Here is a 14408-nt window from a genome sequence, read left to right as displayed (position 1 = left end):
CTATTTTATCCCAGAATTTATCTTCGCTACTTCGTGCGCTAAATCGACAGACATTGATGACTTGCCACTACACACCAGCTCTGTCGTATGCAGCACCAAGATTGTTGAGATGAGCACTTCAGACCAATTACGACAATGTTCCGAATTAAATGGCTGCAATATGCTCAACCTGTGCCCCACATCCTTCGGCCAGTAGCGATGCTTTGATTTTTGAGCGCCGTGCCAGACTTGCATTTGGCGAAAGTCATCAATTTTTGCAATCACATCGCCCCATTGGATGTTTACTGTCTCGTTAATCCCCTCAAAGGGCTCTGTCCGAGCTGTCAGCATGAGTGAGAAAATGTCACCTATATCGGTGGTAATAGACAGGATAAAATTATCATCCGGCTCAGCAGCCGAAGCGGAAACCAAATTCAGCTCCACGCAATTAGGGAATTCACCACGCCACGAAACCATATGAACAAAAAGATCTATCCAGTGCCCGGCATTGCCGCATATTCGGGTACCTTCTTCCGGATTTCTGTACCAGTGGTCCTTGTCAATCTTGTGTCCCGAGACAAAACAATTGAGAGAAATTGCCCCTGAATATGGGTGCATCCTAGCCTTTAAACATTGGATGGCTTTTGACCAAGGCCTGTTGTATCCGACAAATATTTTGTCTTGTTTACTTGATGCGGCTTCATTTATTGCCACGAGTTGTTGAAATGAAACAGCCACCGGCTTTTCGACATATACCATCTTTCCGTGAGAAAGAGCTGTTATTGCATAATCCGTATGAGAAGCGTGATTTGAAGCAATATATACATATTTGACTTTTCGGTCGAGAAACGCTTCATTCGGCGATGTCACCACATTTGGCACCCCAAGCATGCGGGCCAGTGATGTCGACTTGGCTTTATCAATGTCATAACAATGAGACACCCTACGCCCGAAAGCCCTCGTCAAGTAATAGCCAATTGTTGCAAAGCCATATTGGCCACAGCCAATGATCACGACATCCGACGTTCCTCGCTTCCAAACAAGGGGCATATTCCACCGCATATGTCCAGCAACCTTGAATAAGGTACGCCCGATCCCATAAAGGGAAATAAAGCGTAAAATTTTTTTTACTCTTTCAAGCAAAGCATCTTCCTTAAAATACAACCCCAGAAGGCCGAGAGGCCGCTAGCCAAAAAGCCTATTATGCTTAGGCAATTTCGATAGAAACCAGATGATCACCTTCACGACCAGGAAGAGAGACAACAATTTAATTATTGGCCAAGTACTCGGGAAAATTGACGCGCGCGGTGATGATATCAGGTGTATAAAAACTATAGGCTGGATAAAAAAGATGGTCCTATAATTTTTGCTATACTTGAAAAAGAACCTTATTGACACCCACCAGATTGTCAAAAACACTGGCATATAAACTGGTCCAAACTGCAATGCTTCAGCAACAAAGTTTGACCCAATGCCTGCTCCCGAAAGATATGCTCCAAAGTTAAGTTGACTAGAAAAAGTATGATTCAAGTCTTGCCGGAGTATGGCTGTTGACTCTGATTGACCCACAAGATCTCCCCCGTAAAGCATATACTTGATGGGGAATATGACTGGCTCTAGTGCAAAAATGCTTTTAACTTCAATGTGATTATAGTTCTCTAAAACTACCGCCAAAGTATATTGTGCCTTACTCAAACCAATCGTAAAGAATCGTGTCAGCATGAAGGTGTCAGACCCAGAGTCAGATCGGGCAATTGACATAAAAATCAAGAAACCCAGCGCTAATGACAAGAGTACAGCGCCGCGCCCAATTCTAACTTTCAGTCCATAATAGGTTATTGCGTGCCATGTAATAAAGCAGAGAGGTACAATCAATGCAGACCTCGCCCCTTTCATAGAATCCAACACAGCAACCAAAAGAAAAAAGCCGGCCCCCCAGGAAAACCTTCGCCGGTCAGGCATTGCGGCAAAAAACATATAAAAACCGAGAGTGTTTAGTGTCCTAATAATACCCATCGCAGGCACGATTGACTCACGGTCTTGAAAGGAGGACGTGTAAAAAAAGGAGTAACCATATGAAGAAACAAGCCTAAATTGATCCACAAGATCCACTAGCACCGGGGGAAAAGTGAAAACCAGTAAAAAATAGGCAACCTTATAGAGGTTAAGGTCGAACCCAAGATTTGTTACCGCCCCAACTCTTTTCCGATAAAACAACGCACTAAGAGTCCAGATCAGCGCAATACACAGACCCGACGCGATATAAGATTTTGCAATTGAATCTGTGGAGAGATAGTTTGAAAAATTTGTTGCATAATTCAGAAGCGTGTCATCATAGACTAGCAACACTGCAGCAATAACCGTGCCCAACTGAAAGAAGACGAAATAAATAAACGTGAACCAGAACAGCCACGATCGGCCGCCATCTTTGTTGGCGAAAGCAATCGTTGTACAAACTAATGCCGATATACAGGAATATGATGCAGCTACTGTGACACTGACGTTTGACGATTGATAAAGAAGAATGCCTACAACCACGCAGCAATATATCGATATATTCAGTAAATGGCCAAAGGGCCTCCTTTGCCCTTCTGCGCTTTTTTTGTTACGAGTGCTCCAATCGAAAACCATCATACTTTTCACGTTTTAAGATCGGCATCCAATTGGCGAAATAGTTTTATTGCCCGGTAGGCTTGAGCATCCTTGGAAAAATTCTCTGCATAAGCTTCTCTTGCTCGCTTAGCGAATTTTCTTGCCCTCGCGGTATCTTCCAGAAGCAATGCAACCTTTTCACCCATAGATTCCCCATTATCAGCAGCGCATAGAAGTCCATTTTCTCCATCTTGAATCATCTCCGGGACGCCAGACACGTCTGTGGAGACAATTGGCTTTTCTAGAGCCATATACTCTGCCACGGTTCTAGGGAATGCCTCAGCTCGGCTAGGGAAAAGGCAAATGTCTGCTGCCCGCATAAATGCCAACGCATCATTTCGGTGTCCGTAGAAACAAAAATGCTGAGCTACACTTGATGCCTTAATGCGATTCAAAATTTCTCGCCCCCCCCACAACTCAGAAACCACGCCAACAATATGGATTTTAAATTGTGTGTAACCGAGGGCCCGCAATTTAAGCGCAGCATCGACTAGCATATCCTGGCCTTTGCGTGTCTGAACCGATCCCACAGCTACAAAATGAGCTTCTCCAGGGGCAAAACCAAGCGAAGCCCTAAGGTCTTGGCTATTCTTGACCAAGAGCTTTCCGACGACATCCTCATCTATCGAATTGGGTAGATAATAACAATGCACGCCTTCTTTGAGATAAGAGCGCCATCTTTCTAGGCCAACGCTGGAAACAAAGATCAAAGCATCAAACTGATGAAGATACTCGGCAGCATTTTTTACTTGAGCCTCTTTATCCTCTGAGACACTTTGCCATACAAAAGACTCCGGATTCCCTCTAACAACACATATTTTTTTAAATCGATCATCATCGACGATTTCAGGAGATGGGTACAAAGATGACCAAGAATTCACAAACAAAAAGTTTGGCGTTTCATCACTATAGAAATCTGCCAAGGGCAATCGTCTCTTTGCCCCAATGTTTTTCATTTTTACCAGCAAAAAGCGCGCAACACTTCTGAGAGTCGGACGGAGTTGATATCTTTTTGATAGTCGCCAGCTAGCATTGATTGCCTTAATTGACATGCCACCGTAGCTGGAAGCAGAAGCGGCAGATCTAGGAAATTTATCAGAAGCAAGAACGGTAACGTCTTCATAATGAAGACGGAGCATTTGGGCAAAATCAACCCCCGACAAGGACACTCCACCATTCCTTTTTGATCCAAGTGTATCAGAGACATATAAAATCACTACAATCGCTCCTGAAGATCTCTAGTGAAAAACACCAAGGCTAAAAGCCCCATTCCGGCAGAAGCGGACATCAATCCCAAAAAGGAAACAATATTTATTGGCACTAGATTTACGGACACAAAGAAGACGAATAATATCAAGATGTTACACTGGGTAACGCGGATAGTTCGCAACGCGGCCACAAAAAAGTTAAAAGAGATATAGTTATATACTGAATGGATAAGAATATATAGGCACAGCAACCCAAAGCCCAGAACCTGCTCGTCACTTAATTCACGATTGAGGAAAAGAACTGCAATAGTCTCATTCAACAAAAAACACGCTCCCCCAAGCCCAACAGCCACGATACTTGTTAGGTAACCCAAACGCAGACGAAGCAAACTATCACCTTGTTTAGACAAGAGGAACGGGAAAATCACATTAACACTTGAAGTAACTACCGTTGTAGCCATGTTGGTTATTCTAACAAGAATTGATACTATTGCGACCAAATCAAAATCAAAGAAGACGGGAGATATGAGCAAAACTATATGTGGTAAAGTATTATGTGTGGCGTTTAATGGTAACATCTCTCGGATTGACAATATGGTGGAAAAAAGCACTTTTTTTGGGGGCCTCACCAAAGAAACCTCTCTTGCTACCACCCAAAGTCCGACCAAGTGATCAAGTATATAAATACCAATTGTAAGAATTAGAAAAAGAATAAAATCGCTAGGCTCTTTTACAAAAATTAGTAACAATATCAGTAGTACCCCTCGAGACACTCCCCGCCTGATCATAAGAAACTTTTGCTTCAGAGTAGCCTGGAAATAGAACTCGCAAGACAAGGCACTAAACATCAAGTGCGCAAAAACCATCATCGCAACAACTTCGGTTCCCGGGGCTGCCGCTATAATGTATGCAACATAAAATGGCGTCGCGCCGAAAAGCAAAAACAGATAAGTAAAAATCCCAGAACTAGTAATTTGCCCTATATTATTTTTACCTGCACTAATATGCTTAACTAAAAAAAAGTGGGGTGCTGTAATAAGCAATTGAATAAGAGCCGCAGCCGAATTAACCAAATACCACTTTCCTAAATCCTCAAGGTTGAGAATTCTTACTAAATAGATATTTAGGAATATGGGAAAAACAATCAGTTGCAGCTGATTAATCAAATTGTAAAATAAATTTCCCTTCAGTGCTGCCACGTCACGCAATCCTCTGATTGGTGGAATTCCAGCCACTTAGTCAATACTAGTATTCGGTATCGCTCTTGAGGAGACCGCCATTTGGGGAGCTTAGTCGCCCATTGTTCAGAAATATTGATGTTAGCGAACGCCAGCTCACCCCTTGAAAACATCCCTCTTTTTGAGAAATACAGGTCCTTGCCCAACCTATCATTCAAGCGCTTTGTTAGAATTTTTTTTTCGCCCCGTGGCAATTCGGAAGAGTTGCAATCCAGCACGTACTGAAAGAGAGACTTGTTCAAAAATGGCGTTCGGAACTCTCTTGAGTTCCACATAGAAGCTCTATCCGATTTGGTATTTAAATAGTCCGATAAATTGTTCAGGATGGCTTGTTTGTACAAAACAGACAACGGATCACCTAGTGGATTGTCTTCCAATATTCTTTTAATTTGCCAGCCACCATGCTGAAGCAGCAGATCGCCTTCAAGCATTTGGGTGGACGACATGGGTATGTTTGCCAAAGCTTTTCGCCAGACACGTCGAAAATTTTCAGGAAGATGCTTCAAAACGTCAGAAACCTCCATAGCAAAATAGCCAACTTTGGTTGGGTTATTATCCAGTCGGTTCAAATACTTCCTATAGTTAACATAGGATAAAAACAATTCGTCGGCACCGTCCCCATTTAACAACACCCTTATTTTTGAAGGTACCGCACCGATCAAGCGTAACAATAACGGAAAAGCCACGTCAGATATCGGCTCATCCATTGAGGGTACAGAGTCATCCAGAAGCGATTCTAGTTGGCGCTGCTCAACGTCAATCATTGTATGAGGAAGACCTAAGGTTTCTGCCACCTGCGCAGCCCTAGATGTTTCTTCATCGCTGCCGTGACCGTACCGAACTGTGTAGCAATCTAGCCGACAAGCCAATTCTTGTTTTGCAACTGCTGCAACATAACTACTATCGATACCACCAGAAAGCATAAGCCCCAGAGGCACATCAGCCATTAATCGATCATTTAGTGATGTGATAAAAAGCTCTTCAAATTTTTCAATTGAAAACCTTGAGCTACGCTCAGCTACACCTTTCTTAAATATTGGATTGGTGTCACGCAAAGTTATTTCTTTTGACTTCAAGTTAAATTCTAGTATTTGGCCAGGCTCTAACCTTTGAACCCCTTCAAACACGCAACAATTCGGTGGTGCATATCCATTTCTAACAAAATGATGAAAATAGACTTGGTTCAACGGCAATTCTCGGCCGCTCATTTTCTGCAGCGCTATTATGTCGGATGCAAAAACGAATATTTCACCGTCGAAATAATAGTATAAGGGCTTCTCGCCAAAATAATCTCGGCTGAGCACTAGTTTCTTAGACTTTCGGTCTAGGAATGCGACAGCCCACATTCCATCAAAATCCCGAAAACAACCCTCCCCTTTTTGCCAGTATGATGCCAAAACAACTTCAGCATCACCTTCTGAATGCAGACCCAACCCGCTATCCGACAACAGCCGCCTTAGCGGTCGAAAATTGTATACTTCACCGTTAAACACCATATCTAAATCACCCATAGACATGGGTTGATCTGATTTGGAAGTGATGTCGACAATTTGTAGGCGACGATGGCCAAGCAGACACCGTAATGAGCCAAGCTCTCTAATAATGTAGCTCGCGTTGTCTGGGCCGCGATTACTCAGGCGCTCAGACGCACTGTTCCACCGAGCAACCAAGCCATCGGTTTTGATAGGCTCAACAATTCCAGCTATTCCGCACATTCGAGACCACGCAAACCGTCGCTCAGAAGATCATAAAGCTCTTCACGCACCTTCGAAACCTGTCGGAGGTCCCTGTAGTCAAAGACAAAAATCGGGCAGTCTGATACTTCTTGCAACACCTGATTGAAAGTTGAGTAGTAGGAAACTATTGCAGTTGTTTTGGGCACACTTTTAGTTTCGAGTATGACACCGCATCGCTTTAAAACAGCTGAATCAAACATGATTTTTCGAGGGTGCGGACGATAGATTATGGTTAACTTCTTTCCAAACTTTTCGTACAGTTTCTCAATTTCCTCTTCCTGCACTTTTCTCAATGCTGGACAACCCACAACCAAAACCGACGGCGTCAAAAAACACTGCGGATTTTGATCAATCTGTAAAGAAAATTTCTGTTTCGATTTCAATGGTTTATCAAAAATATGTGCCTCAAACTGCCTCGAAGCGCCTTTCGTGAAATACAATAAATTCCAGTCGCTTTTAAGCTTAGGTTCTGGCCCAAAAATAACGAAAGAGTTTTTTATGGCACTTTTCATGACCAAATCACCATGCTGCACCATAACTTTTTTGTCTAAATCGATGCCATCTAAGAGAATAGCCCATCGATCGTAATGATTAGATATCCAGACTTCTTTTGGTTTTTTTTCTAGAAGGGCGAAAAGTACAACAAACCACCTAAAGCTAGTGTAAGCATAAAGAACTAGGCCCCACGAACTAGGCCGCATGGCAAGCTTTATCACTTCCAACCAAGCCACCCACACCGCCCGATACAGATCTCTCATTGTGATAATATCAATCAATGAAAGGGGCCTCATACTCTTGGGCAAATCATCCGGAAACTGTCGCCATGGAAGGTATAGATATGTTTTAGGCAAAGTTTCTACTCGAGAAACAGACTGCAATGTTTCTGTTGTCGATGCCCCTAAAAAGAATCTAGAGAGTAGTCCTGAACTGTTATTGGGTTGCCGAATAACTCTCTTTTGCCAAACCAATCCGACGCAATCCTTAACCAAAAAAATGGGCAGAACCAATAAAGCCCAAAAGGGGATCAACAGCGGCATCAGCCAAGAAAAAATTCCTAGTATCTTCAGAAACCGTTTTGGCAACAAATAACTGTGCGGGAACCAGCCTACATTATCACAGCCCTTATAATGGCAGGCATTATAATCTGTGATCTGATACTCAGCCTCTAGGCTTCGCTTGAAGAGTTCACTATGGGACATATGATTGGGCAAGCCTTGCCAAGCCAGAGGTTTGTTTAGTTGAGCTGAATGCGGATTAAAGGCATTTAGGCAAAAATAATTATGCCCGAACTACTAGTCCGCCCTAAGGTTTTTGAGTGTTTCATTGATAAGCGTTGAAGATGTTCCGCCTGTATATGGAAAGTATATTATTTTTACACCAATCTCATCGAACTGTTTTTCATACTCTTTCCACTTATCAGTTTTATACCAATCATCCCCAACAAACATCACATCAAACCGATACCTATGGTACGCATCCATCTTGTCCATTGTAGATTGCGGCACCGCCAAATCAGTATACTTGATGTTTCTTACAAGCTCTATTCTCTCAACAAAAGGAATAACAGACTTTTTGTTTTTGTAACTAACCAATTCGTCCACAGTTACACCAACAATGAGTCGATCGCACATTGATTTGGCATTTCGCAATAGGTTTAGGTGCCCTACATGAAGAAGATCGAACACTCCTGTTGTATAACCAATTACCATTTTATCTCCAGCCCAGATTATCGAGGCAAAAATTTTGAAATCTTGTATATTCGTCAGCCTTACTTACCTGTCCAACTGTGGCAGAGAAACCAACTTTTGCACGGCTTAGTGCACCCTCAAGACCCAACTCTTTTGCTAAGCGCCTTAAATAGGACTTCGGAAGCCCATCAATATGCCTTTTCTCTATAGGCTCTCGATAAAGCATATTAAAGAGCTTGGTGGTAACAAAAGGGACCCTAGCTTCCTTTGATGCACACATAGAGGCTCCATCCATCCTCCTAAGCAGCCCTGGCAAATGTACACCAATGAAGAAGTCTTCCAGGAACTCGATAGGTTTCTTGTCTCTCATACAATCAGCTAGATAATCTAGGGTATCTAAACTCAATGCATCATAGCTCGAATATGTGTATCGATTGACAAATTCTGCAACTGATAAACTTTGAAGCCCGCTTCCCCACCTAAATATTCGATCGTAACCAAATAGTAGCTCGTCAGCACCTTCCCCCGTTAACACTACTTTCTCTTCGGCGTTCATTGACTTACAGACAGTATATATCAGCCCCTCATTCGGTACACTCAATGGCTCCCGCCGGGAAGACAGAAGCTCTGCCCAGGACGCCTCTAGCTCATCCTGCGTGATTTGCACCTTAACCAAATCCACCCCCAAAACACCGGCTGAGTCTGTTGCCCCTTCAAACTCATTGTTGCCCTCAAGACCTACGGTGTAACTCTTTTCAATATCCGAAAGCCCTAGAATAACGGCACTGTCCAATCCACCACTCAACAAGGACACAGTTTGGAAATCGTTGATTAAGTGCGAAGTAACCGATCTTACCAGCTCCTCTTTGAATTCCTCGTAATCCCCACCAACATCTTCCTCTGTTGGCATCCAATATGGATGTTCGCCTCTTTTAGAATCGTAATAATGCCCGGGCTTTAACTCCGAAACTCGGTCAAAAAAAGTCCGGCCTGCCAGCGGCCGCCGAAAAGCCTTCCACTCTGCTATTGCTATGTCAGAGACCCCACCCCCTACAATATCTCTCAATACCGCTGGCTCGGAACCAAAGGTTGTCTGACCATTGGCGGCTGAATAAAAAAGAGGCTTGATTCCGAGCTGATCTCTAGCCGCAAAAAAGCGATTTTCTATCTTGTCATAAATTACAAACGCAAACATACCTTCTAGGTATGATAAGCATTCAGTGCCAAGTTTCACATACAGTTCTAATAGCGTCTCGCTATCAGAGCGCGTCTTACACACAAGGTTAAAACGAACCCTCAGTTGTTCGTGATTATAAATCTCTCCATTGTAAACTAAAGCATATCTGCCACAAGCAGAACTCATTGGCATATTAGCGCCAGATGAGGCGTCCAATATGGTAAGACGATTGTGCCCAAGCAATGCTCTTCGTTGGCTGTCGACCCAAACCCCCGTATAGTCTGGACCTCGCCAAGTCTGTGCACGCAAATGCACATCCAACTTTGCTTCTGAAAAGTAGTGGTTTGTATTGGAGAACACAGCCAAAATGCCACACATATCTACAAGCTTCCTCTAAAGAAATTATCTGAATGGCGTCAGCTAAGTGCTTTAAATTGTTGGTATAAATTATCCAAGTCCTCGATGAAAGTGGAGAGCCTGTCATCTAGTTGGTCAACAACTTTTGATCTAAAGTGATCACGCTTCGGCCTCACTCTCGGAAGCCTCTCCTGTTTTAGTATTCTCCTAGTGGCCTTTGTTTTCTCCACACCCAGAAACGTGCCCACTTCTTCGACCATATTTTCTGTATCTGTACACAGTTGATCGAATGTAAGGATTTTAATTTTCGACTGCTGGTGTTTTGAACAGTTTAGATACCCCTCAAAATTGGTCTGTACGCAAAAATGTATCATTAGCGTCAGCCGTTCCAACGCCGTCATTTTTTCATAGTCGAAACCTTCGTAGTTCATCATAAACATTGGTACAATGGTTTCGCCAATATTTACCGAAAATTGAAATTCTCTTGGGTCTGTTCCAATCCGCTCGCCAAACCCCCTCCTTTGCCAGTCTAAAATCAACTCGTAAGGGTCTCTTATAATGTATATAAAACTGAGTTCCTCACCAAAAGCGTCAAAGAAAAGTTTTGCGTTTCTTAAAGCGTCATGCGGAGCCTCATTCAAGATCGGCCTATCTCTATAAATTCGGTCAAGTACCGCATCACCTTCTCTCATAAACAATCTTGCAAAGTATCGCCACCTATTCGCATTTTGCATAACTCCCGTGCTGTCTTTTGGGCGAAAATTTACATCTCTACTCATCATTATGTGATACAGCTGTTGATCTGCTTCAGTTCTTAAATAGGTAATTGCTGCGTCATCTGAAATTTTGCCAAGCCAGTGAATATATGCGATGTAGTCGAAAGGTGTATGATTTGACTGCTTCTCAATTCTGGTTAACGATCCCAAAATGTGGGACAACATTCCCTTTCCTGAACTCCCAATTCCATCTGCAAACACAATCTCCTTGCAAAGCCTGTTTTCACGCACCAGCTCCAAGCTAGTGTCACTCTTTCCTGTCAGATTTACACTCGCTACCATACGCCCCACCCTCCATCTACATTCAACACCTGACCAGTCATATAAGCCGACATGTCAGAAGCCAGAAACGCTATCGGCCCCCTCAAATCTCCTTCCTCAGCCATTCGCCCTAAAGGTGTTTTACTTGAATAACGTTTTATGAAATCAGGATGTTGCCCCCTTTGTATTCCGCCAGGAGATATTGCGTTGACCCTAACTTTTGGAGCTAATGCCGTCGACAACCAACGTGTAAATTGAAGCAGCCCTGCCTTTGACGCTCCATATGCTGCTGGGTTGTGCATGTTCAAACCCTCATATAGCGACCAATCTGGAGCTAATTCACCATAGATAGAACCAATGTTTATAATGCTTCCACCTACACTGTTTGTTAAGGATGGAGAAAATAGCTGGCTTAAGTGGAATGCCGCAGTTAAATTCACTTCCAAAGCCCTCCGCCAAGACTCTAGGCTTTGCTTCTCAAACGTTTCAGACCATCCAGATAAATCCGATGTCCCGACGAAAGCTGCATTGTTAATCAATATATCTACGTCACCCCCGAGGGTTACACGCTCAGCCAGGCCTTTTCTTTGCTCTTCGCACTCAAGATCACATATCTCTGAAGATACCGTCACATCAAAACGAGCAGATAAATTAGCCGCCAAATCTTCTATGCTACTTCCCGAAAGGTCGACGAGCACAAGATTGGCCCCTAATTCAGCAAGAGTCTCGGCTAAAGTCTGCCCTAGGTTTCCTGCGCCACCCGTGATAACGGCGGTTCGATTTTTAAGGGACATAAGTCCGGCTATTTCAGTCACAATGAGCCCTGTCTTTTTTTCATTAAAAAATCTGCAATCTCAAAATCATGATTTGTATCAATATCAATTGAACGCTCTACGGGAACAACTACCCCCCTAACACGTCCATCGAAAACGTTTCTTTCTGACAATATGTATCTAGGATTAGCCACATATGCTATGGTAGTCATATCCATTACAACTGGGGCATCTTGGCGGCGGTCGAAGTTTGTCGCTCGCGCGTTAACAGGAACTAACGTACCATCAGCACGCGAGCGGACCATGTTAAACCATGGATTGCGGTGTGCTTCAGTCACGGCAACTACTATATCCGACTGTCCTTCAGCGAAAAGGTCAATGCAAGAAGCAATATCCTCCGGTCGACGCAAAGGTGAGGTGGCGGGCACAGAAATAAAGGGATCAGGTAGCACTCCCTCTTGTTCTTTCAGAAACTTTAGTGCATGCCGCCAAGCGTCCCACTCCGAAGCTGTATCGCTAGCAAGTTCATCTGGACGAATAAAAGGAACTTCCGCGCCATGATCTCGGGCGATATCTGCAATTTCGGGTGTATCAGTTGACACTACAACGCGGCTGATTTCTGGCACGGCTAGCGCTTGCTGAATTGCCCAACCAATCAAAGGTATTCCTGCCAGCGGTTTTATATTCTTGCCGGGAAGTCCCTTTGAACCTCCCCGAGCAAAAACAAAGGCGGTCAGGCTCATTGTATAGATCCCCCAATATTCATACGGCGGCCACCCTTAGCCGCGGAATTTCGTGCAGCGTCAACGAGTGTCATAACGGCAAGACCGTCAGCTCCATTTGCTGCAGCTTCATCTGGCACACCTGTTTCTATGGCCCCCAACAACGCTCCTATCTGAGCACGGTAACTGTCATCTCTATTAACCTTGACAGCCAAGATATCCCGCCACTCCCCATTTGCGGGGGAAAAACGTTTCAAACTACCTGTTATTGCATCCCAGCGAAGGCTACCATCCGAACCGATAGCGGTACAGACCCGCGTAGTGTCTCGGCGCAAGAAATCCATGACCACCTGCGCAACAGCACCGCCCCTAAACCCCAGCTGCAACATAGCGCTATCTTCGACATCGATTTCCAGCTTTCCCAAACGGCCCAACCACCCAGCTATCCAGGAAATTTCGCCAAAAACCCAACGTAGCATGTCCAACTCGTGGCTGAGCTCCAAGAGCACGCCACCGCCGAGCATTGCTTGCGCAGAAACACTCTGCCTATAGTCTGTTTCAGGCCTCCAATCTGGCAGGTGCTGACCCATAGTGTGCTGAACAGAATAGATCTCTCCAATGGAGCCACCTTGCAACTCGGCTCGAAAGCGCTGCAAGGTAGAAAGGAAGCGCAAGTTGTAGCCCACTTGGAGAACCAAGCCCCGTTCGGAACACAACTCTAGCAGTTCAGAAACATTTTCAGCGCTATCCGAAAGTGGCTTTTCGACCAAAAGATGCGCGCCAGCTAACGCCAAAGCCTTGGCTGTTTCCAAATGAAATGGGGCTGGATTCGAGATAACTGCAAGCTGAGGGCAAAAGTTTACCGCATCCTCAAGCCGACTAAAGCACCCATTGGCGTGAGGGGTATCATCAAAGCGAACTGAGTGGCGCAATACACGGATGTCCGCACACGGCAGAGCTTCACGTAACAATCTGAGATGACGCCTACCAATACTACCCAGCCCCGCAATCAAAAGGCGATCGATCATTAAGCGCTCTCCAAATGACGTCGCAAGTTAACACTAATGATATCATCCCAGGTCGCTAATTGGGCGCCACTGTCCAGCAGTGCATTACGCGCCTTCTTAAGCCCATCCCCAACAAAATTGAATAAGTGAGCTGTTGCCACAGCATCGACATTATCGTGCATCAGCCCCTCGGCAAAATGCTTTGCATTACCAACGCCTCCCGCCAGAATCACCGGAAGATTCCAGCCTTCCGGAAGCAAACTCAATGTGTCGAAATCATACCCCTGACCCGTACCATCTCGATCAATGGAATTAAGATAGATTTCTCCAACGTTACCACGAGCATGCCAACCGAGCACCTCGCTAACGGGAACATCAAGCTTCTCACTACCGTCGCGAATATAGACATTATATCCGCCAGGGTTCCGTTTCAAATCAACCGACCCAACCACGCATTGTTGACCAAATTCACGAGCAATTTCCTGGACAAGTTCAGGTTGTTCCACAAGGGCGGTATTGACAACGACTTTGTCAGCTCCGGCTCTTAAAAGTGCTTTCGCATAGTCAACGCTGTCTATGCCGCCTCCCGCTGCTATTGGAGCAAAGCACCCCTCAGAGATTTGAGCCAACGCCCTGCAGAAGGCTGATCTATCTCGTTCACCACGGCTAACATCCAAAACAATCAGCTCATCAATGAAAAAGGCGACATCAGCAAAATTATAGTTTCGCTGCAACCAATCCAAGTTTCCAACTTTCTGAAGCCGGAAGTTCCGACTTAGCATGAATTGTCCCTTGTCAAAAAGTAGTGTGAAAATGATGCGCTTCTTCAGCATT

At 44.4% G+C, this 14408-nt stretch carries 13 protein-coding genes; all 13 read right to left on the bottom strand.

Annotation, left to right across the window (positions count from 1 at the left end):
- On the bottom strand, positions 1-1122 hold the full coding sequence (locus tag B3Z17_RS08660) for a Gfo/Idh/MocA family protein (RefSeq protein WP_286829441.1): 1122 nt from the start codon (positions 1120-1122) through the stop codon (positions 1-3).
- A gap of 42 nt (positions 1123-1164) precedes the next feature.
- The gene (wzy, locus tag B3Z17_RS08655) at positions 1165-2613 is read right to left on the bottom strand and encodes an O-antigen polysaccharide polymerase Wzy (RefSeq protein WP_286829590.1); all 1449 of its coding nucleotides are present in this window, start codon (positions 2611-2613) and stop codon (positions 1165-1167) included.
- Between the two features lie 5 nt (positions 2614-2618).
- Complete coding sequence (locus B3Z17_RS08650; protein ID WP_286829440.1) at positions 2619-3848, bottom strand: glycosyltransferase family 4 protein; 1230 nt, start codon at positions 3846-3848, stop codon at positions 2619-2621.
- Positions 3848-5038 carry a hypothetical protein gene (locus B3Z17_RS08645; RefSeq protein WP_286829439.1) on the bottom strand — a complete coding sequence of 397 codons (1191 nt, stop codon included), beginning with the start codon at positions 5036-5038 and terminating at the stop codon, positions 3848-3850. Before B3Z17_RS08645 ends, B3Z17_RS08650 begins: the two co-directional genes overlap by 1 nt.
- The gene (gene asnB, locus B3Z17_RS08640; protein WP_286829438.1) at positions 5026-6792 is read right to left on the bottom strand and encodes an asparagine synthase (glutamine-hydrolyzing); all 1767 of its coding nucleotides are present in this window, start codon (positions 6790-6792) and stop codon (positions 5026-5028) included. The genes B3Z17_RS08645 and asnB (B3Z17_RS08640) overlap by 13 nt, the downstream gene beginning before the upstream one ends.
- Entirely contained in the window at positions 6780-8012 is a 1233-nt protein-coding gene (locus tag B3Z17_RS08635; RefSeq protein ID WP_286829437.1) for a hypothetical protein, read from the bottom strand. The genes asnB (B3Z17_RS08640) and B3Z17_RS08635 overlap by 13 nt, the downstream gene beginning before the upstream one ends.
- Before the next feature lie 93 nt (positions 8013-8105).
- Positions 8106-8522, bottom strand: a complete 417-nt coding sequence (locus B3Z17_RS08630; RefSeq protein WP_286829436.1) for an adenylyltransferase/cytidyltransferase family protein — start codon at positions 8520-8522, stop codon at positions 8106-8108.
- A 1-nt stretch (position 8523) separates the two neighbouring features.
- Positions 8524-10056 (bottom strand): asparagine synthase (glutamine-hydrolyzing), encoded by a 1533-nt coding sequence (gene asnB / locus B3Z17_RS08625; protein WP_286829435.1) that lies wholly within the window; start codon positions 10054-10056, stop codon positions 8524-8526.
- A 38-nt stretch (positions 10057-10094) separates the two neighbouring features.
- Positions 10095-11093, bottom strand: a complete 999-nt coding sequence (locus B3Z17_RS08620; RefSeq protein WP_286829434.1) for a hypothetical protein — start codon at positions 11091-11093, stop codon at positions 10095-10097.
- Complete coding sequence (locus B3Z17_RS08615; protein ID WP_286829433.1) at positions 11087-11887, bottom strand: SDR family oxidoreductase; 801 nt, start codon at positions 11885-11887, stop codon at positions 11087-11089. The genes B3Z17_RS08620 and B3Z17_RS08615 overlap by 7 nt, the downstream gene beginning before the upstream one ends.
- Complete coding sequence (locus tag B3Z17_RS08610; protein ID WP_286829432.1) at positions 11884-12588, bottom strand: cytidylyltransferase domain-containing protein; 705 nt, start codon at positions 12586-12588, stop codon at positions 11884-11886. The genes B3Z17_RS08615 and B3Z17_RS08610 overlap by 4 nt, the downstream gene beginning before the upstream one ends.
- Positions 12585-13595: a Gfo/Idh/MocA family protein gene (locus B3Z17_RS08605; RefSeq protein ID WP_286829431.1), complete on the bottom strand. Its 1011-nt coding sequence runs from the start codon at positions 13593-13595 to the stop codon at positions 12585-12587. Before B3Z17_RS08605 ends, B3Z17_RS08610 begins: the two co-directional genes overlap by 4 nt.
- Entirely contained in the window at positions 13595-14407 is an 813-nt protein-coding gene (locus tag B3Z17_RS08600; protein WP_286829430.1) for an imidazole glycerol phosphate synthase cyclase subunit, read from the bottom strand. Before B3Z17_RS08600 ends, B3Z17_RS08605 begins: the two co-directional genes overlap by 1 nt.
- Between the last annotated feature and the right edge of the window lies 1 nt (position 14408).

Origin of the sequence: Kordiimonas sp. UBA4487 (genome assembly GCF_002389025.1) — a bacterium.
Lineage (GTDB): Bacteria > Pseudomonadota > Alphaproteobacteria > Sphingomonadales > Kordiimonadaceae > Kordiimonas > Kordiimonas lacus.
The sequence above is the reverse complement of the archived record's forward strand: the minus strand, read 5'-3'. Positions and strand labels throughout refer to the sequence as shown.